We start from the raw sequence: 18,008 nt of genomic DNA on the forward strand, positions 1-18,008 counted from the left end.
TTCTCCCGGAGGTCTCCCATGTTTGAGCTGAGCCTGATGTGCCCCGAAGACCGGGTCGAGTCCCTGAGCGATGCGCTCGATGCGCTGCAGGCGCTGAGCGTGTCGGTCGAGGATGCCGACGCGCAGACCGATGCCGAGCAGGCGCTGTTCGGCGAGCCCGGCATGCCGCCGCCCAAGGACGGCTGGCAGCGCAGCCGGGTGGTGGCGCTGTTCCAGAACGAAGCCGAAGCGCAGGAGGCGCGGGCCCTGCTGGAGGTGCAGGATTTTTTCGAGGGCTGCCGCGTGCTGGGCGTGGCCACCGTGCCCGAGCAGGACTGGGTGCGCCTCACGCAATCGCAGTTCGCGCCGGTGGACATCACGCCGGATTTCTGGATCGTGCCCACTTGGCACGAGCTGCCGGCCCAGGCCACGCGCAGCATCCGGCTCGATCCCGGACTGGCATTCGGCACCGGCACGCACCCCACGACGCGCATGTGCCTGCGGTGGATCGCGGCGAACGGCGCTCCGCACGGCGCCAGCGGCAACCCGCTGGGCCGCGTGCTCGACTATGGCTGCGGCTCCGGCATCCTGGCCATCGGCGCCGCCAAGTTCGGTGCGACGGATGTCGATGCCGTGGACATCGATCCGGCGGCCGTGGAGTCCACGCGGCTGAACGCCGAGGCCAACGGCGTGGCGCTGAAGGCGGGCTTGCCCGACCAGGCCAGCGGCATCTACCAGACGGTGCTGGCCAACATCCTCGCCACGCCACTCAAGGTGCTGGCGCCGCTGCTGTGCGCGCATGTGGCGGCCGGCGGCCATCTGGTGCTGGCCGGCATCCTGGAGCGCCAGGCCGACGAGCTGAAAGAGGCCTATGCGCCGTGGCTGCCCCTGGAGGTGGCCGACACGCAGGAGGGCTGGATCCTGATGGTGGCCGCGCGGTGACGGGCAGGGCCGTGCCGCCCTTCGGGCGGGCATGGCGCCCACCTACAATCCCGAGCCGATGAGCCAGATCACACGCTGCCCCGCCTGCGGCACGACCTTCAAGGTCGTCGCGGACCAGTTGCGCATCTCCGATGGGTGGGTGCGGTGCGGACAGTGCAAGGAAGTCTTCGATGCGGCGGCCCATCTGGTGCGCTCGGCGTCGCAGGACCTGCTGCCGGAAATGGCCATTCCCGAAGCTCCGCGCGCGGCCGTGCGGCCGCCGGCGCCTGCCGAACGGGCCTGGGGGGCTGGAGCGGCGAGCGTGCCGCAACCCTCTCCAACAGCGCCCGCGCCTGGCGTGCCACGCGGGCCCACCGCCTCTGCGGCCCCGGCACCGCCACATTCTTCATTCCCCCCAACGCCAGCGCCGACCGCACCGCTGCCGATGGACGACCCCGCCCCGCCCGCGCCACTGGAGGTGCCGGAGCCGCCGCCGGTGCCGAGCTATCTCACGGCGCGGCCGCTGGCGTCGCCGGGCGTGGAGCCGCCCGCCGACTGGAGCCTGGAGCCTGCGTCTCCGCTGGTTTGGCGAACCCGCTCGAGCGCGACGGATTCCACTGCCGCGCCGGCCAAGCCCGTTCTACCTCCACTGCCATCGGGATGGGCCTTGCCGGGATCGGTGGCTGCCGCTGAACGGCCCATCGGTGCGGTGCCCGCCGCCCCGACCCCCCCGCAGGACGAAGCGGCAGTGGCAGGGCGCGCGCACAGCGCACCGCCACCGGAGCCAGCGGGCTATGAACTGCCCTTCGCCGAGTTGCGCGATTCCGAATGGCCCGACGATCTGGACGACGGGCCGCTGCTCGCCGCCGCCGATGTGCCGGATGGCCACGGGCGGCAGGCTTCGACCGACGATGCCATCGCCAAGGCGGTGGCCATGGACATGGCCCTGGAAGCCATCGATGCCGACACCGATCCGGTGGCCATTGCCACGCAGGCCGGTGGTGGGCTGGAGGGCGTGGTGGCGTTGCCGGCAGAAGCGGCCATCGCCTCCGCGGCCCTGGCCGGTGCGCAGCCTTCCGTTCACCGCCTGCCGCTGCACTCGCCGGCGAAAGACGATGACGAAGACGACGATGCGGTGCATGCCACGGCCGCCGATGAGCCGGGCTTCATGCGCGCCGCGCGCCGCAAGGCCTTCTGGGGCAAGCCGGCGGTGCGGGCCGGCCTGGCCGTGCTGCTGATGGCCCTGGCCGCAGGCCTTGGCCTGCAGATGGCAGTGCAGGAGCGCGACCGGCTGGCATCGCAGTACCCCGGTGCGCGGCCCATCCTCCAGGCGCTGTGCGTGCCGTTGCAATGCGCCATCGCCGCCCCGCGCCGCATCACCGAAGTGGTGATCGACAGCTCGTCCTTCAACAAGGGACGGGGCGACTCGTACCAGCTGGCCTTGTCCATCAAGAGCCGTGCCGGCTTTGCCGTGGCCATGCCGTCGGTGGAGCTGACGCTGACCGACACGCAGGACCGGCCGGTGCTGCGCCGCGTGCTGCAGCCCCAGGACCTGGGGGCTCCCGCGGAGATCGCGCCCGGCGGCGAATGGAGCGGCACCTTGCCCATGGTGGTGGCCACGGGCGGCGCGCGCGTCTCCGGCTACCGTGTTCTGGCTTTCTATCCCTGATCTTCGGATCTTTTCTTCTTCACCGGATTTGTTATGGCTGCCTTGATTTGCGGTTCCCTGGCGTTCGACACCATCATGACTTTCGAGGGCCGCTTCGCCGAGCAGATACTGCCGGACCAGTTGCACATCCTGAACGTCTCGTTCCTCGTGCCTTCCCTGCGCCGGGACTTCGGCGGCTGCGCCGGCAACATCGCCTACAGCCTGAAGCTGCTGGGCGGCGATCCGGTGCCCATGGCCATGCTGGGCAGCGACGGCGCCGGCTATCAGGAGCGCCTGCGCAGCCTGGCCATCGACACGCGCCACGTGGGGCAGGTGGATGACCTCTACACGGCCCAGGCGATGATCATGACCGACCGCGACAACAACCAGATCACGGCCTTCCACCCCGGTGCCATGATGCAGGCCCACCGCTCGCGCATCGTGGCCGAGCCTGACGTGCGCCTGGCCATCATCGCGCCCGATGGCCGCGACGCCATGCTGCAGCACGCCGCGCAACTGGTCGAGGCAGGGATTCCGTTCGTGTTCGATCCGGGCCAGGGCCTGCCCATGTTCAACGGCCAGGAACTGGCGCAGTTCATCGAGCAGGCCACGTGGATCACCGTGAACGACTACGAAGGCCGCATGCTGTGCGAGCGCACGGGCTGGAGTCTGCAGGACATCTCCCGCAAGGTGCGCGGCCTTGTCGTCACGCTGGGCGCCGAGGGCTGCGACGTCTGGGAGAACGGCGAGCGCACCAACGTGCCGGTCGCGGCGCCGGCCGAGGTGGTGGACCCCACCGGCTGCGGTGACGCCTGGCGGGGCGCGCTGCTCTTCGGCCTGGAGCGGGACTGGCCCCTGGTGCGCTGCGCCGCGCTGGGCAACCGCATGGGCGCGCTCAAGATCGCGCAGCGCGGGCCGCAGAACTACGTGCTCGACTTCCACCCCGAGTAAGCCGAGGGCACAGGCCTGCCGCGGCACGATGCGTGTGCAGCAGGCATAAAAAAACCCGGTGCAGGGCACCGGGTTGGCGGGACTTCCCGTGGACGTGGGCCTTACGGCTTGCCACCCGTGGGGAAGGGCCAGGCGGCCTGGGGGTTCAGCGTGGTCTGGGCTGCAGGCGCGGGCGCAGGGGCCTTGGCGGCTTTCTTGGGCGCGGCGGCCTTCTTGGCGGCCGGTGCTGCGGCAGGCTTCTTGGCAGCAGGTGCGGCCGAGGTCTTCTTCGCCGACGTCACGGCCTTCTTGGTCGCGGTCGCTGGCTTGGCGCTGGCCTTCTTGGCCGCCGGTGCTGCGGCCTTCTTGGCCGGTGCAGCCGACTTCTTCACGGCCGTTGCCTTCTTCGCTGGCGCTGCGGCTTTCTTGGCCGGAGCAGCGGCCTTCTTGGCCGGTGCTGCTGCCTTCTTCGCAGCCGTCACCTTCTTGGCGGGGGCGGCGGCCTTCTTGGCGGGCGCTGCCTTCTTCGCTGGAGCGGCGGCCTTCTTGGCCGGTGCTGCTGCCTTCTTCGCAGCCGTTACCTTCTTGGCGGGGGCGGCGGCCTTCTTGGCGGGCGCTGCCTTCTTCGCCGGAGCGGCGGCCTTCTTCGCTACCACAGCCTTCTTGGCGGGGGCGGCGGCTTTCTTCGCGGGTGCTGCCTTCTTGGCGGCGGTCTTTTTCGCAGTTGCCATCATTTTCTCCTTGGGTCAATTTGCAAAGAGCACTCCACGCCTGCATTGGACATGGAGCGATCCATGGCGATGGGACGAGTCCCATCGCCATGAACACGGGAACGCCCCGCACGGCAGGGCTTTGCAGCGCTGCCGGTCTGGGACGTGGAATGAAAATGCATGGCCTGGAATGTGTCGGGAGGCTAATCCCAGGACAGTGCACCGCCGGACTGGTACTCGATGACGCGGGTCTCGAAGAAGTTGCGCTCCTTCTTGAGGTCGATCATCTCGCTCATCCAGGGGAAGGGGTTTTCTTCGTTGGGGAACAGCGCCTCCAGGCCGATCTGCGTGGCGCGGCGGTTGGCGATGTAGCGCAGGTAGCCCTTGAACATGGAGGCGTTCATGCCCAGCACGCCGCGTGGCATGGTGTCTTCGGCGTACTGGTACTCGAGCTCGACGGCCTTCATGAACAGGCCATTGATCTCTTCCTTGAACTCCGCGGTCCACAGGTGCGGGTTCTCCAGCTTGAGCTGGTTGATCAGGTCGATGCCGAAGTTGCAGTGCATCGATTCGTCGCGCAGGATGTACTGGTACTGCTCGGCGGCACCGGTCATCTTGTTCTGGCGGCCGAGCGCGAGGATCTGCGTGAAGCCGACGTAGAAGAACAGGCCTTCCATCAGGCAGGCGAACACGATCAGCGACTTGAGCAGCGTCTGGTCGGTCTCGGGCGTGCCGGTCTTGAAGTTGGGGTCCATGATCGCCTCGATGAAGGGGATCAGGAACTCGTCCTTGTTGCGGATGGAGGCGACTTCGTTGTACGCGTTGAAGATCTCGCTCTCGTCGAGGCCGAGCGATTCGACGATGTACTGGTAGGCGTGCGTGTGGATCGCTTCCTCGAAGGCCTGGCGCAGCAGGAACTGGCGGCATTCGGGCGCGGTGATGTGGCGGTACGTGCCCAGCACGATGTTGTTGGCGGCCAGCGAATCGGCGGTCACGAAGAAGCCGAGGTTGCGCTTGATGATGCGGCGCTCGTCTTCGGTCAGGCCGTTCGGGTCTTTCCACAACGCGATGTCGCGCGTCATGTTCACCTCTTGCGGCATCCAGTGGTTGGCGCAGGTGGCGAGGTATTTTTCCCAGGCCCACTTGTACTTGAAGGGCACCAGTTGATTGACGTCGGTCTGGCCGTTGATGATGCGCTTGTCGGCGGCATTCACGCGGCGGTGCACGGTGTCGGCGGGCGGGGCAGAGGGGGTGGGCGTGCTGCCGGCGGGCAGGCTGTCGGCGGGTGCCGCAGCGGCGTGCGAAAGCGCGGACGGCGACTCCGCCGGGCGGTTGTTTTGCAGACCGCCGTCCAAGAGTTTCTGCGATGAGGGCTTGACTTCTTCGTCCCAGGTCAGCATAGGTTTTCCAATGGTCGGATTATGAAAGCAGCGCTGCAAAATTAAAAGCGCTGGAGCGTGATGCAGCCATGTTTTTGTTGCTTCACTGCACATGCGCGGCACCCTGATCGATCAGGGTGCCGCGCATGGCGTGCGCATCACTGGCAGGCTTCGCAGGTCGGGTCGTCGATCGCGCAGAACTTCACGTCGGTCGCGGGCAATGCCGCGGCCTGTGCCTGTGCTGCGGCCGCAGCGGCTTCGAGCGCGCTGGGCTTGGATGCGGCCTGCGCGCCGCCGCCGTCGGTGCCCGACGACACGGCGTTGAGCTGGCGCGTGTTCACGGTGCTCATCTCGACGTGCGTGGCGCTTTGCGTGCGCAGGTAATACGTGGTCTTGAGGCCGCGCACCCAGGCGAGCTTGTAGGTGTCGTCGAGCTTCTTGCCCGATGCGCCCGCCATGTAGATGTTCAGGCTCTGCGCCTGGTCGATCCACTTCTGGCGGCGCGATGCGGCCTCGACGAGCCACGACGGCTCGACTTCGAAGGCCGTGGAGTACAGCGCCTTGACGTCCTGCGGCACGCGGTCGATGGAGTGCAGCGAACCCTTGAAGTGCTTGAGGTCCATGACCATCACGTCGTCCCACAGGCCCAGGCGCTTGAGGTCTCGCACCAGGTAGCCGTTGATGACCGTGAACTCGCCCGACAGGTTCGATTTGACCGACAGGTTGCCGAACGAGGGCTCGATGGACGCATCGACACCGACGATGTTGGAGATGGTGGCGGTGGGCGCGATGGCCACGCAGTTGGAGTTGCGCATGCCGTCCTGCGCGATCTTCTTGCGCAGCGCATCCCAGTCCAGCGAGGACGAGCGGTCCACTTCCACGAAGCCGCCGCGGGCCTTCTCCAGCAGCTCGAGCGTGTCGAACGGCAGGATGCCGCGGTCCCACAGCGAGCCCTTGTAGCTTTCGTAGTGGCCGCGCTCCTTGGCCAGCTCGGTCGAAGCCCAGTAGGCGTAGTAGCAGATGGCTTCCATGGATCGATCGGCGAACTCGACCGCGGCCTGCGATGCGTAGGGAATGCGCAGTTCGTACAGGCTGTCCTGGAAGGCCATGATGCCCAGGCCCACAGGGCGGTGGCGCATGTTGGAGGCGCGGGCCTTTTCGACGGCGTAGTAGTTGATGTCGATCACGTTGTCGAGCATGCGCATGGCCGTGGAGATGGTCTTGCGCAGCTTGACGTGGTCGAGCTCGCGGCCGTTCGGGCCGTCCTTCAGATGGCGCAGCAGGTTGACCGAGCCGAGGTTGCAGACCGCGGTTTCGGTGTCGCTGGTGTTCAGCGTGATCTCGGTGCACAGGTTGGACGAGTGCACCACGCCGGCGTGCTGCTGGGGCGAGCGCACGTTGCAGGCATCCTTGAACGTGATCCAGGGGTGGCCGGTCTCGAACAGCATGGTGAGGATCTTGCGCCACAGGTCGGTCGCCTGCAGCGTGCGCGAGGGCTTGATCTCGCCGCGCGCGGCCTTTTCTTCATAGGCCACGTAGGCCTTTTCGAAGTCGGCGCCGAACAGGTCGTGCAGGTCGGGCACGTTGGAGGGTGAGAACAGGGTCCAGGTGCCCTTTTCCATGACGCGACGCATGAACAGGTCGGGAATCCAGTTGGCCGTGTTCATGTCGTGCGTGCGGCGGCGGTCGTCGCCGGTGTTCTTGCGCAACTCCAGGAACTCCTCGATGTCCAGGTGCCAGGTTTCGAGGTACGTGCAGACGGCGCCCTTGCGCTTGCCGCCCTGGTTCACGGCCACGGCGGTGTCGTTCACCACCTTGAGGAACGGCACCACGCCCTGCGATTCGCCGTTGGTGCCCTTGATGTGCGATCCCAGTGCGCGCACGCGGGTCCAGTCGTTGCCCAGGCCGCCGGCGAACTTGGACAGCAGCGCGTTTTCCTTGATCGACTCGTAGATGCCATCCAGGTCGTCGGGCACGGTGGTCAGGTAGCACGACGACAGCTGCGAGCGCAGCGTGCCGCTGTTGAACAGCGTGGGGGTGCTGGACATGAAGTCGAACGACGAGAGCACCTCATAGAACTCGATGGCGCGCGCTTCGCGGTTGTCTTCCTTGAGCGCCAGGCCCATGGCCACGCGCATGAAGAACGCCTGGGGCAGTTCGATGCGGCTCTTGCGCACGTGCAGGAAGTAGCGGTCGTACAGCGTCTGCAGGCCCAGGTAGTCGAACTGCTGGTCGCGCTCGAACTTCAGCGCGGCGCCGAGCTTTTGCAGGTCGTACTCGAGCAGGCGGGGGTCCAGCAGGTCGTTGTCCACGCCCTTCTGGATGAACACGGGGAAGTAGTTCGCGTAGGCGGCGCCCATTTCGCCGGGCGCCACGTCGCGGCCCAGCACCTCGCGCACGATGGTGTGCAGCAGCAGGCGGGCGGTGGCGTAGGTGTAGTCGGGGTCTTTCTCGATCAGGGTGCGGGCGGCCAGGATGGAGGCCTTGTACACCTCGTCCATGGGCACGCCGTCGTACAGGTTGCGCATGGTTTCGGCCACGATGGGTGCGGCCTGGATGTCGGCGCCCAGGTTGGAGCAGGCGGCCTGGATGAGGCTCAGCATGCGCGCTTCATCGAGGGGCACGCGCTGGCCATGGTCGATCACGTGCAGGGTGGGCACGGCGGGGGTGCGCTGCTCCTGCTGGTGGGCGCGCTCCTGCGAGCGGCGCTCACGGTACAGCACATAGGCGCGCGCGACCTCGTGGTGGCCGCCGCGCATCAGGCCCAGTTCGACCTGGTCCTGGACGTCCTCGATGTGGAACGTGCCGCCGCCCGGGCGTGAGCGCATGAGGGCGCGCACCACGTTCTGGGTCAGCGTGTCCACGACTTCGCGCACGCTGGCCGAAGCGGCACCCTGGGTGCCGTGCACGGCGAGAAACGCCTTCATCAGGGCCACTGCGATCTTCTGCGGTTCGAACGGCACCACTGCGCCGTTGCGGCGAATGATCTGGTAGTGCGTCAGCAGGTCGCTGCCGGGCTGCGTCGCCGGCGATTCGTCTGCGGCAGTGGGGGCTTGCCCGGTGGATTGGCTGGTGGATGAAGGGTTTAGCGCAGCTTGCATGAAAGGTCCTTTGGGAGCTGTCGGAAAAGGCGAAGTTGGCGGGCCAAAAGGGGACGCCAAAACGAGAAAATGAGTGGGAGTGGAGTGCTGCTTGACACGCTATATCTAGCGTGTGTCTTGGCGTTGGACACTACCGGTAGTGTACAGCGCACTTAAGCAGTTGAGGTGAAGTCTTGATGGTTCCATATCCCGGAAGCCATTGAAGCGCAGGCCTCAGAGAGGCAGCGCAGATGCGGTTTTTTCGGAAAAAACGTGCTCTGGCGCCGGGTGCCGAACATTTCCATTTCGGAAGCCGCGCAGATGCTGTCTCTTTGCCTTGGTGCCGGGGAATCCGAGTGTCGCGTTTTGATACCGATCGTGCCAAAGATTAGGGAAAACCCTCAATTATGGCGGTGGTCGGGTTGACTTCCGTGGAAACACGGCGGGTGGCCACGGCAGGTCCGCTCGAAGCCGTTGCCAGTCGAAGCCCGGCCCCGGGTCCTGCTTTCTGCCGGGAGCCACGTCTTCGTGGCCTGCCACGTGGGCGATGGGGTAGCGCAGCGGCAGGTCGGCGCAAAGCCGCGCCAGGGTGGCGTATTGGGCGGGCTCGAAGGTCTGGCCCTCCAGCCCTTCCAGTTCGATGCCGATCGAGTCATCGTTGCAGTTGGCGCGGCCCCGGTAGCTCGACGGCCCGGCATGCCAGGCCCGCAGATCGCAGTCCACGAACTGCCAGAGCCGGCCGTCGCGCTCGATGAAGAAGTGGGCCGACACCTGCAGCCCGCGGATGCCGGCGTAGTAGGGGTGCGCATCCCAGTCGAGGGTGTTGGTGAAAAGCCGGCGCACCTGCCCGCCGCCGTATTCGCCGGGGGGCAGGCTGATCGAATGCACGACGATGAGATCGATGACCGCCTGGGCCGGGCGGGGGCCGAAGTTGGGCGAGGGCTCGCGCGTGGCGTCCCGGTACCAGCCGCCGTCCCACACCGGCCTGTCCCCCGCCTCCGGGCAGGGCACTGGGCCGGGGTGCGGTGCCTCATTCGCTGTCGTCATTCGCGTCGCTGTCGTTGGGCGCGGCGATGTCCAGGCGGGCGATGCGGTAGCGGATCTGCCGCAGGCTGATGCCCAGCCGCGCCGCGGTGGCGGTGCGGTTGAAGCCGGTATCCCGCAGGGCCCGTACCAGAATCTCGCGCTCTTGCTGGTCCAGCCAGGCCTGCAGGTCGCTGGGCAAGGGCACGGAGGCGGCCGGGTTGGCGCTGCGCGGTGTGCCGTTGCCGGGCGGATCCCCCCCGGGGGCGGGCGATGCGCCCGCATCGGCGCGCGCGGCATCGGCGGCCGAGGCGTGCGGGGGCTCCACGTGCAGCTCTTCTCCATCGCTCAGGGCGACGGCGCGGTGCAGCAGGTTTTCCAGCTCGCGCACGTTGCCGGTGAGCGGGTGCATGGCGATGCGGTCGAGCGCGTTCTGCGTGAGGGGCGGCACCGGCGCGCCCGATTCCTGCGCGATGCGCGCCAGCAGCGTGGCGCACAGGGCAGGCAGGTCTTCGCGGCGTTCCCGCAGCGGCGGGATGACCACTTCGATCACGTTGAGGCGGTAGTACAGATCCTGGCGGAACCGGCCGGACTGCACATCGGCCGACAGGTCGCGGTGGGTGGCGCTGACGATGCGCACATCCACGGTCTCTTCCCCCGTGGAGCCCAGCGCCCGCACGCTGCGTTCCTGGATGGCACGCAGCAGCTTGGACTGCATCGCCAGCGGCAGGTCGCCGATCTCGTCCAGGAACAGCGTGCCCCCGCGTGCCGCCTGGAAGTAGCCGTCGCGGTCCTGCGTGGCGCCGGTGTACGAGCCCTTGCGCGCGCCGAAGAATTCGGCTTCGAGCAGGTTTTCCGGAATGGCGCCGCAGTTGACGGCGACCAGCGGTCCGTCCGCGCGCTGGCTGCTGGCATGCAGCGCGCGCGCCACCAGCTCCTTGCCGGTGCCGGATTCGCCGCGGATGAGCACGGGCGCCATGCTGCGCGCCACCTTGGCGATGCGCTGCTTGACGTTGCGCATGGCCTCGGACTCGCCCACCAGCCGGTCCAGCGACAGCGTGGTGCCGCCGGCCACGGCCTCTTGCGGGGCGCGCGGCGCGGTGCCGGGGCGGGCCGAGCGGGGCGGCGGCACGCCGCCCGTGCCCTGGACCGCCGATGCGACGACCGAGCGGAACTGCTTGAGGTCCACCGGCTTGGTGAGGTAGTCGAAGGCGCCCGAGCGCAGGGCCTCCACCGCGTTCTCGGCCGAGCCATAGGCCGTCATGACCACACAGCGCTCGCGCCGCTGCTGGTCGCGCAGCTCGTGCAGCAGCTCCATGCCGAAGCCGTCGGGCAGGCGCATGTCGGTGATCACGGCGTCGAACTTGCGGGCCTGCAGCTGCTGGCGGGCCTCCTGCAGGTTGCCTGCCGTCTCGACCCGGTAGCCTTCGCGCAGCAGCGTCAGTTCGTACAGGGTGCGCAGGTCGGGTTCGTCATCGACGACGAGGATCGTGGCGGCGTTGGCGTTCATGGACAGGTGCGGGCGGGGTCAGACGACGATTGTGTCAAACAGCGTGGTGTTCGGGTCCTGCGGCCGGGCGTTCTTGCGGAACACGACCGTGAACGCGTTGCCGCCGACCGCCCCGCGCGGCAGGTTGCGGGTGAGGCGCTGGTAGCCGATCGACGCGCCGTGCCGCTGGCAAAGCTCGCGGCAGATATAGAGGCCCAGCCCGCTGGAGCGGCTTTCCGAGGAAAAGAAGGGCTCGAACAGGTGGCGCTCCACGGTCTTGTCCAGCGGCGCCCCGTCGCTCCACACCTGCAGCCCCACGGCGCCAGCCGCGCTGACGTAGGTGGCCACGTAGAGCGAGTCCGGCTCGCCGCCCATGTAGCGCAGCGCGTTGTCGAGCAGGTTGACGAGCACGCGGCGCAGGTGTTCGGCGTCGAACTCCACGGGCGCGCGGCCCGCCTCCAGCGCGAGCTGGGCCCGGCGCTTGCCCGGGTCCTGCGCCTGCCAGTCGCCCCAGGCCTGCGCGACCGCATCGCACAGCACGACGGTGGAGGCGGGGGCATGGCTGATCTGGTGCTGGACCCGGGCGATGTCCAGCACCTCCTCCGCGATGCGGGCCAGCCGCTCGGCGTTCTGCTGCACCATGTGGGCCAGGCGCTTCTGGCCGGGCTCGTGCAGTTCTTCTTCCAGCAGGGCATTGGCCTGCATGATGGCCGCAAGGGGATTGCGGATCTCATGGGCCACGGCGGCCGACATGCGGCCCATCGAGGCGAGCTTTTCGGTGCGCAGGCGGGCCTCCATCTCGCGCAGGTCGTGCAGGAACATCACGCACAGGTGCTCGCCCCCGGTCTCGCGCGCGATCTCCTGCGACGACGTGAGCCAGGCCCGTACGTGCAGCGCCAGCGGGCTTTGCCCCGGGTGCAGCACGTCCACGTCGGCGCTTTGCGGCTGGCCTTTCTGGAAGGTCTGGCGCGCCATGGCCAGCAGCGGCTTCCAGGGCGAGGAATGGGCCATGGAGAACGGCAGGGCGTGGCGGGCGTTGGTGCCCAGCAGCCGCAGCGCCGCGGGGTTGGCGATGCGCACGGTGTCGCGCTGGTCGAGCACCAGCACGCCGTCCGACAGGTTGTGGATGACCAGGGCGCTCACCTGTTCCTGCACCTTGGCCGCCATCTGGCTGGCCTGGGCCAGCTGCTGCTCCCGGTTCAGGCGCGAGGCGAGCTGGTGCACCAGGTAGGCGACGATGAAGTAGCCCGTGCCGGTGAGGGCCGTCTGGAAATAGCGCTGCGTGGCGTCGGAGCCGCCGCTGCTGCCCAGCCACCAGGCCCATGCCAGCAGCAACAGTGTCACCGCCGCGGTCGTGCCCAGGGCCAGGGTCAGCGTGCCCAGCACGCCGGCCATCAGGATGGGCAGGCCGAACAGGGGCGTGAAGTTCATGGAGCCCACGTGCAGGATCTGCAGCGTGCTGATCAAGGCCAGGTCCACGCCGATCGAGCACATCCACTGCAGCCACGAATGGGGCCCGGGGGGCGCATTGCCGGCCAGCACCAGCAGCAGCACGGTGGCCACCAGGTAGCCGGCGCAGATGCCCAGCAGCAGGGGTTCGTAGGACTGGTTCAGCGCCACGCCCAGGCCTTGCAGCAGCAGCAGGGCGGCGGCCACCATGATGCGGCCCGACAGGAAGCTGCCCCACAGCCGGGCGAAGGGGGCGTCGGCGGACAGCAGGGCGCTGGCGCGTTTCAGGGCCGGCACGGGCGGAGGCCTTTCACGCCGGCCCTTGGCGCTGGTGCTCGGGAGTGCAGTAGCTCGCGCCGCCGTCGGTCAGCGCCTCGGAGCGGGGGATGTGCACGCCGCACCGGGCGCAGGACACCATGGCCTGCGGCAAGGCGGGGCGCGCCGCGGCGGGCGGTGGCATCTCCCGGCGCCGCTGGTTGCGCCACACCCCGAACGCGATGACCAGCACCGCCAGCAGGACGAGGTACTTCATGCGGCGCGTCCCAGGACCACTTCGAGCACGAAGCGCGAGCCCACGTAGGCCAGCAGCAGCAGGCCGGCGCCGGCATACAGCACGCGCACGGCGCTGCGCCCGCGCCAGCCGAAACGCGCGCGCCCGATCAGCAGCACCGCGAACGTGATCCATGACAGGACCGAGAACACCGTCTTGTGCTCCCACTTCCAGGCCCGGCCGTACAGCGTTTCGCCGAACAGCCAGCCGGCCACCAGCGTGGCGGTGAGGAGCACGAAGCCGGCCATCACGAAGCGGAACGTGAGGCGTTCCAGGGTGAGCAGGGGGATGCCGCTGTGCGGGTCCGCGGCCTGGCGGATCTTGCGCTCCGCGCGGGTCATGAGCCAGGCATGGACCACGGCGGCGGCGAACAGCCCGTAGGACGCGATGCCCAGCGCCAGGTGCAGCGGCAGCCAGGCGGATGCGTTCACGTGCAGGGGTTGCCCCGGAAACAGCAGCGCGAGCACCACCGCCACGGAGCCCAGGGCGCCCAGCAGCCAACGGGCCTGGAGTTCGGGAAACATCTGGCGTTCGACGGCATACACGGTGAGGACCAGCCATGCCGTCATGGAGAGGGCGGGCGCGAAACCGAAGTGCGGCGTGCCTCCGAGCAGGCTGTAGGCCAGCACCGCCGCGTGCAGGCCCCAGGCGACCCAGAGCGCGGTGCGGCCCGTTTTGCCGCCGAACCGCGCGGCGGCCGCGGCGGGGGCGGCGTAAGCCATCGCCGCGGACAAGGCCAGCAGCCAGCTGACGGGAGACGCACTGGGTAAAATCATGGACTCACAGTTTAGCCCTTCGCCCGCCCCCGGCGGACCTGCCTGCGGCACCAGCCGCCCAGGCACAGGGGCACTTCCGGAACACTCCTATGGCCTCCGCCCTTACCGAAAAACTCACGCGACTCGTCAAGGAGATGCGCGGCCAGGCCCGCATCACCGAATCCAACGTCCAGGACATGCTGCGCGAAGTGCGCATGGCGCTGCTGGAGGCCGACGTGGCCCTGCCGGTGGTGCGCGACTTCATCGCCCGCGTGAAGGAAAAGGCCCTGGGCCAGGAGGTGCTGGGCTCCCTCAAGCCGGGGCAGACGCTGGTGTCCATCGTGAACCGCGAGCTGGCCGCCACCATGGGCGAGGGCATCGCCGACATCAATCTGGCGGCCCAGCCGCCCGCGGTGATCCTCATGGCCGGCCTGCAGGGCGCGGGCAAGACCACCACCACCGCCAAGCTGGCCAAGCACCTGATCGAAAAGCGCAAGAAAAAGGTGCTCACCGTGTCGGGCGACGTGTACCGGCCCGCCGCCATCGAGCAGCTCAAGACCGTGACGGCGCAGGCCGGCGCCGAGTGGTTCCCGAGCACGGCCGACCAAAAGCCCCTGGACATCGCCCGCGCGGCCATCGACTACGCCAAGCGGCATTACTTCGACGTGCTGCTGGTGGACACGGCCGGGCGCCTGGCCATCGACGAAGCCTTGATGAACGAAATCAAGGAACTGCACGCTGCGCTGAACCCGGTCGAGACGCTGTTCGTCGTCGATGCCATGCAGGGGCAGGACGCCATCAACACCGCCCGCGCCTTCAAGGAGGCGCTGCCGCTCACCGGTATCGTGCTGACCAAGCTGGACGGCGACTCGCGCGGCGGCGCGGCGCTGTCGGTGCGCCAGGTGACCGGTGCGCCCATCAAGTTTGCCGGGGTGTCCGAGAAGATCGATGGCCTGGAAGTGTTCGATGCCGAGCGCCATGCCGGCCGCATCCTGGGCATGGGCGACATCGTCGCGCTGGTCGAGCAGGTGAGCGCGGGCGTGGACATGGAGGCGGCGCAGAAGCTCGCGGCCAAGGTCAAGAGCGGCGACGGCTTCGACCTGAACGACTTCCTGTCGCAGCTGCAGCAGATGAAGCAGATGGGCGGCCTGTCCAGCCTCATGGACAAGCTGCCGGCCCAGTTCTCCGCCAAGGCCGGCCAGGTGGACATGGACAAGGCGGAGAAGGACATCCGCCGCAAGGAAGGCATCATCCAGAGCATGACGCCCCTGGAGCGCCGCAAGCCCGAACTGATCAAGGCCACGCGCAAGAAGCGCATCGCCGCCGGCTCCGGTGTGCACGTGCAGGAGGTGAACCGCCTGCTGAACGAGTTCGATCAGATGCAGGGCATGATGAAGAAGATGAAGGGCGGCGGCCTCATGAAGATGATGAAGCGCATGGGTGGCATGAAGGGCCTGGGCGGCGGCGGGATGCCGAAGCTGCCGTTCTGACCCGAGCCCAGACGCCCGCCGTGCCGGTCGGATCGTAGACACCGGCGGTGGTGTTTTGCTATAAAAAATATAGCGATATGCCCTAGTGAATCATGCGCTGGAGCCCGAAAAGACTTTGATCTGTCGGCGCCTGCGCTTGGTGGATGGAGCCCGACCTCCGAGCTTGGCCGATCGCCACGCGCTCGCACCGGCCCGGTCACCATTCACCTTCCCATAGAAAAAGCCGACCCGAGGGTCGGCTTTTTCATTGAAGCGCCGCGGTGGGGGGCGCGCGTTGGCAGGTGGATGCCGTTCAGGCCGCCTTCAGCACCGGGGCTGCGGAACGCAGGGGGCGGTTCTTCAGCTGGGTGGCATGCATCCATGCGCGGCGCAGGACGGGCGGAGACCATGCCTCTTCGGGGATCAGCAGCAGGCGCTGGGCCCGCACGGCACGGCCCAGGGCGATCTGGCTGGAAACCACCACCAGCGGGATGGACAGGGCCAGCGGCAGGCCGACGGGCATGAGCCAGATCAGCGCGCTCGGGTCGATCAGCGCCACGCCCAGGCCCAGCAGGGCGATCACGCCGGTCATCGGGGCCAACTGGCGCACCGCATCGCTCCAGGGCACGGCGTTGGCTTCGCGGGGAGGCGATTTCCATTCCAGCTTCAGGCCGGTGAGGGCGATGATCACGAACAGCGAATGGGCCAGCATGCGGATCGGGGCCTGCAGGATGGCCAGCACGCTCTCCAGGCCGGCGCTCTTGATCAGGCTGGCGGTGCCGCCGTACTGCTTTTGCTCGCCCTTCATGAAGATCGCTGCCACGCCCAGGGCGCGGGGCAGGAACAGCATGCACAGCGTCCAGGCCCACAGCGCCATCAGTTCGCTGGGCAGGATGTTCCAGTCGGACACCAGGCGGGCGCCGGCCAGCCACAGGGCCGTGCCGAAGGTGATGAAGGCCAGCCACAGGGGCGCCGACAGGTAGGCCATCGCGCCGGTGACGAACATGGCGCGGTGCACGGGGTGGATGCCGGGCTCGGCCATCAGGCGGGCGTTCTGCAGGTTGCCCTGGCACCAGCGGCGGTCACGCTGCAGCTCGGACAGCAGGTCCGGCGGTTGTTGCTCGTAGCTGCCGACCAGGTCGGACACCAGCCACACATGGTAGCCGGCACGGCGCATCAGGGCCGCTTCCACGAAGTCGTGCGACATGATGCCGCCGCTCATGCCGCCGGTGCCCTTGATCGGGGCCAGCGCGCAGTGTTCCATGAAGGGCTGTACGCGGATGATCGCGTTGTGGCCCCAGTAGTGGGACTCGCCCAGTTGCCAGAACTGCATGCCCAGCGTGAACAGGCGGCCCGTCACGCGGGAGGCGAACTGCTGTGCACGGGCGTGCAGGGTGACGTGGCCGATGGCCTGGGTGGCGGTCTGGATGATGCCGGCGCGGGGATGCGCTTCCATCAGCTTGGCCATGGAGACGATGCAATCGCCGCTCATCACGCTGTCGGCGTCGAGCACGACCATGTAGCGGTAGTCCTTGCCCCAGCGGCGGCAGAAGTCGGCCACGTTGCCGGCCTTGCGGTGGCTGCGGCGGGTGCGCAGGCGGTAGTACACCTCGACCTGCGGCTGGTTGCCGTTGGCGGCCAGGGCGGCGCGCAGGTCTTCCCACGCGGCGCGCTCGGCGGCGGCGATTTGGGGGTCGTAGCTGTCGGACAGCACGAACACGTCAAAAGTCTTGGCATGCCCCGTGGCGGCCACGGATTCGCAGGTGGCGCGCAGGCCGGCGAACACGGTGGAGACGTCCTCGTTGCAGATCGGCATGATGATCGCCGTGCGTGCATCGGCGTTCAACGGGTTGTTGCGCACGCTGGCGGCGGACAGCGCGTGCGCGTCGCCCCGCAGCATGACCCAGAAGCCCATCACGCCGGTCAGGAAGCCGGTGACGACCCAGGTGGAGAGCAGGGCGAACAGGGCGAGTTGGCCGTATTCGAGCCAGGCGCTGTCGTAGCTGGGCTGCACGCCTGCGAACAGCGTGGTGGCGAGCGCGCTGCTGGCCACGGTCAGCAGCATGAACACCAGGCGGCGCTGCTGGGCGGCCTGTTGCCAGGTTTCGGTGATTTCGGAGCCTTCCGCGGGGCGGTTGCGCTGGCCGTTCAGGCGCATGAGCAAGGCGGTGCCGATGCTGTTCCAGAAGCCGCGCCATGGCAGGGGCGCCATGGAGCCACGGTGCACCGGCGGTGCGGTGAGCGAGTTGGGGTGGCGTTCTTCGCGCAGCGTGCTGCGGTCAGAGGCCACCGGCCGGGGGTACGTGGCGCCGCGCCGCGCCACCACGGCGGGGGCATGCGCAACAGCGCCGACACGTCCTGCACGGGAAGATTGATGTGGGTCCATGGTTCCCTCACTGCGAAGTTGGGTTGTCGTTGGGAAAGAAGCGGCCGTCCGGCTTTCGGCGACAAACGCGCCGAAGGCCGAGGACGGAGCCGGACGCGCAGAGGTTTCGCCCCGGGCCGCCTGCGCCGGTGGCTGTCCTGCAGCCACTGCTGCTGCAGGTGTCCGGTTCGCATCAGCGCGGTGCGCCGGGCGGGCGGTGGAGGAGGAAATTTCTTGCGTCATGCCGGTCTATAGGGCAAA

General features: G+C 68.2%; 13 protein-coding genes. 4 read left to right on the forward strand and 9 right to left on the reverse strand.

Translation table 11 applies throughout. The features are described from left to right. Positions 1-18 precede the first annotated feature (18 nt). From prmA to R1Z03_RS00690, 3 genes are read left to right on the forward strand one after another with little or no spacing between them, the layout of a single operon-like run. Positions 19-921 (forward strand): 50S ribosomal protein L11 methyltransferase, encoded by a 903-nt coding sequence (gene prmA / locus R1Z03_RS00680; RefSeq protein WP_317356118.1) that lies wholly within the window; start codon positions 19-21, stop codon positions 919-921. 58 nt (positions 922-979) lie between these two features. After that, positions 980-2,569: a DUF3426 domain-containing protein gene (locus R1Z03_RS00685; protein ID WP_317356119.1), complete on the forward strand. Its 1,590-nt coding sequence runs from the start codon at positions 980-982 to the stop codon at positions 2,567-2,569. A gap of 33 nt (positions 2,570-2,602) precedes the next feature. Then, entirely contained in the window at positions 2,603-3,499 is an 897-nt protein-coding gene (locus tag R1Z03_RS00690; RefSeq protein WP_284405300.1) for a carbohydrate kinase family protein, read from the forward strand. Between the two features lie 101 nt (positions 3,500-3,600). On the opposite strand, the gene R1Z03_RS00695 is transcribed toward R1Z03_RS00690, so the two are convergent. The 8 genes from R1Z03_RS00695 to R1Z03_RS00730 all read right to left on the reverse strand — a co-directional run bounded on the left by R1Z03_RS00695 (position 3,601) and on the right by R1Z03_RS00730 (position 13,934). Then, entirely contained in the window at positions 3,601-4,209 is a 609-nt protein-coding gene (locus R1Z03_RS00695; protein WP_284393101.1) for a histone, read from the reverse strand. Between the two features lie 182 nt (positions 4,210-4,391). Continuing rightward, positions 4,392-5,588: a ribonucleotide-diphosphate reductase subunit beta gene (locus R1Z03_RS00700; RefSeq protein ID WP_317356120.1), complete on the reverse strand. Its 1,197-nt coding sequence runs from the start codon at positions 5,586-5,588 to the stop codon at positions 4,392-4,394. 137 nt (positions 5,589-5,725) lie between these two features. Further along, on the reverse strand, positions 5,726-8,668 hold the full coding sequence (locus R1Z03_RS00705) for a ribonucleoside-diphosphate reductase subunit alpha (protein WP_317356121.1): 2,943 nt from the start codon (positions 8,666-8,668) through the stop codon (positions 5,726-5,728). Positions 8,669-9,052: 384 nt separating this feature from the next. After that, positions 9,053-9,694: a 1,6-anhydro-N-acetylmuramyl-L-alanine amidase AmpD gene (gene ampD / locus R1Z03_RS00710; RefSeq protein ID WP_317356122.1), complete on the reverse strand. Its 642-nt coding sequence runs from the start codon at positions 9,692-9,694 to the stop codon at positions 9,053-9,055. Next, a complete protein-coding gene (locus R1Z03_RS00715; RefSeq protein ID WP_317356123.1) occupies positions 9,678-11,180 on the reverse strand; it encodes a sigma-54 dependent transcriptional regulator in 1,503 nt (500 codons plus the stop codon). The genes ampD and R1Z03_RS00715 overlap by 17 nt, the downstream gene beginning before the upstream one ends. A gap of 18 nt (positions 11,181-11,198) precedes the next feature. Beyond that, on the reverse strand, positions 11,199-12,905 hold the full coding sequence (locus tag R1Z03_RS00720) for an ATP-binding protein (protein WP_317356124.1): 1,707 nt from the start codon (positions 12,903-12,905) through the stop codon (positions 11,199-11,201). Positions 12,906-12,918: 13 nt separating this feature from the next. Continuing rightward, complete coding sequence (locus R1Z03_RS00725) at positions 12,919-13,140, reverse strand: PP0621 family protein (RefSeq protein ID WP_284425824.1); 222 nt, start codon at positions 13,138-13,140, stop codon at positions 12,919-12,921. After that, positions 13,137-13,934: an inner membrane protein YpjD gene (locus tag R1Z03_RS00730; protein WP_284429445.1), complete on the reverse strand. Its 798-nt coding sequence runs from the start codon at positions 13,932-13,934 to the stop codon at positions 13,137-13,139. The genes R1Z03_RS00725 and R1Z03_RS00730 overlap by 4 nt, the downstream gene beginning before the upstream one ends. A gap of 89 nt (positions 13,935-14,023) precedes the next feature. Here R1Z03_RS00730 and ffh point away from each other — a divergent pair, with 89 nt between their 5' ends. Continuing rightward, positions 14,024-15,403: a signal recognition particle protein gene (gene ffh / locus R1Z03_RS00735; RefSeq protein WP_272567296.1), complete on the forward strand. Its 1,380-nt coding sequence runs from the start codon at positions 14,024-14,026 to the stop codon at positions 15,401-15,403. 292 nt (positions 15,404-15,695) lie between these two features. On the opposite strand, the gene mdoH is transcribed toward ffh, so the two are convergent. After that, positions 15,696-17,768: a glucans biosynthesis glucosyltransferase MdoH gene (gene mdoH / locus R1Z03_RS00740; protein WP_284429444.1), complete on the reverse strand. Its 2,073-nt coding sequence runs from the start codon at positions 17,766-17,768 to the stop codon at positions 15,696-15,698. Positions 17,769-18,008: the final 240 nt, after the last annotated feature.

This window comes from Acidovorax sp. BLS4, assembly GCF_032929295.1.
GTDB lineage: Bacteria > Pseudomonadota > Gammaproteobacteria > Burkholderiales > Burkholderiaceae_C > Paracidovorax.

What these genes read in the sequence shown, in the direction of transcription:
- ampD (WP_317356122.1), bottom strand. Translation starts at nt 9,694, where the DNA reads ATGACGACAGCGAATGAGGCACCGCACCCCGGCCCAGTGCCCTGCCCG.
- mdoH (WP_284429444.1), bottom strand. Translation starts at nt 17,768, where the DNA reads ATGGACCCACATCAATCTTCCCGTGCAGGACGTGTCGGCGCTGTTGCG.
- R1Z03_RS00715 (WP_317356123.1), bottom strand. Translation starts at nt 11,180, where the DNA reads ATGAACGCCAACGCCGCCACGATCCTCGTCGTCGATGACGAACCCGAC.
- R1Z03_RS00685 (WP_317356119.1), top strand. Translation starts at nt 980, where the DNA reads ATGAGCCAGATCACACGCTGCCCCGCCTGCGGCACGACCTTCAAGGTC.
- prmA (WP_317356118.1), top strand. Translation starts at nt 19, where the DNA reads ATGTTTGAGCTGAGCCTGATGTGCCCCGAAGACCGGGTCGAGTCCCTG.
- R1Z03_RS00725 (WP_284425824.1), bottom strand. Translation starts at nt 13,140, where the DNA reads ATGAAGTACCTCGTCCTGCTGGCGGTGCTGGTCATCGCGTTCGGGGTG.
- R1Z03_RS00690 (WP_284405300.1), top strand. Translation starts at nt 2,603, where the DNA reads ATGGCTGCCTTGATTTGCGGTTCCCTGGCGTTCGACACCATCATGACT.
- R1Z03_RS00730 (WP_284429445.1), bottom strand. Translation starts at nt 13,934, where the DNA reads ATGATTTTACCCAGTGCGTCTCCCGTCAGCTGGCTGCTGGCCTTGTCC.
- R1Z03_RS00700 (WP_317356120.1), bottom strand. Translation starts at nt 5,588, where the DNA reads ATGCTGACCTGGGACGAAGAAGTCAAGCCCTCATCGCAGAAACTCTTG.
- ffh (WP_272567296.1), top strand. Translation starts at nt 14,024, where the DNA reads ATGGCCTCCGCCCTTACCGAAAAACTCACGCGACTCGTCAAGGAGATG.
- R1Z03_RS00695 (WP_284393101.1), bottom strand. Translation starts at nt 4,209, where the DNA reads ATGGCAACTGCGAAAAAGACCGCCGCCAAGAAGGCAGCACCCGCGAAG.
- R1Z03_RS00705 (WP_317356121.1), bottom strand. Translation starts at nt 8,668, where the DNA reads ATGCAAGCTGCGCTAAACCCTTCATCCACCAGCCAATCCACCGGGCAA.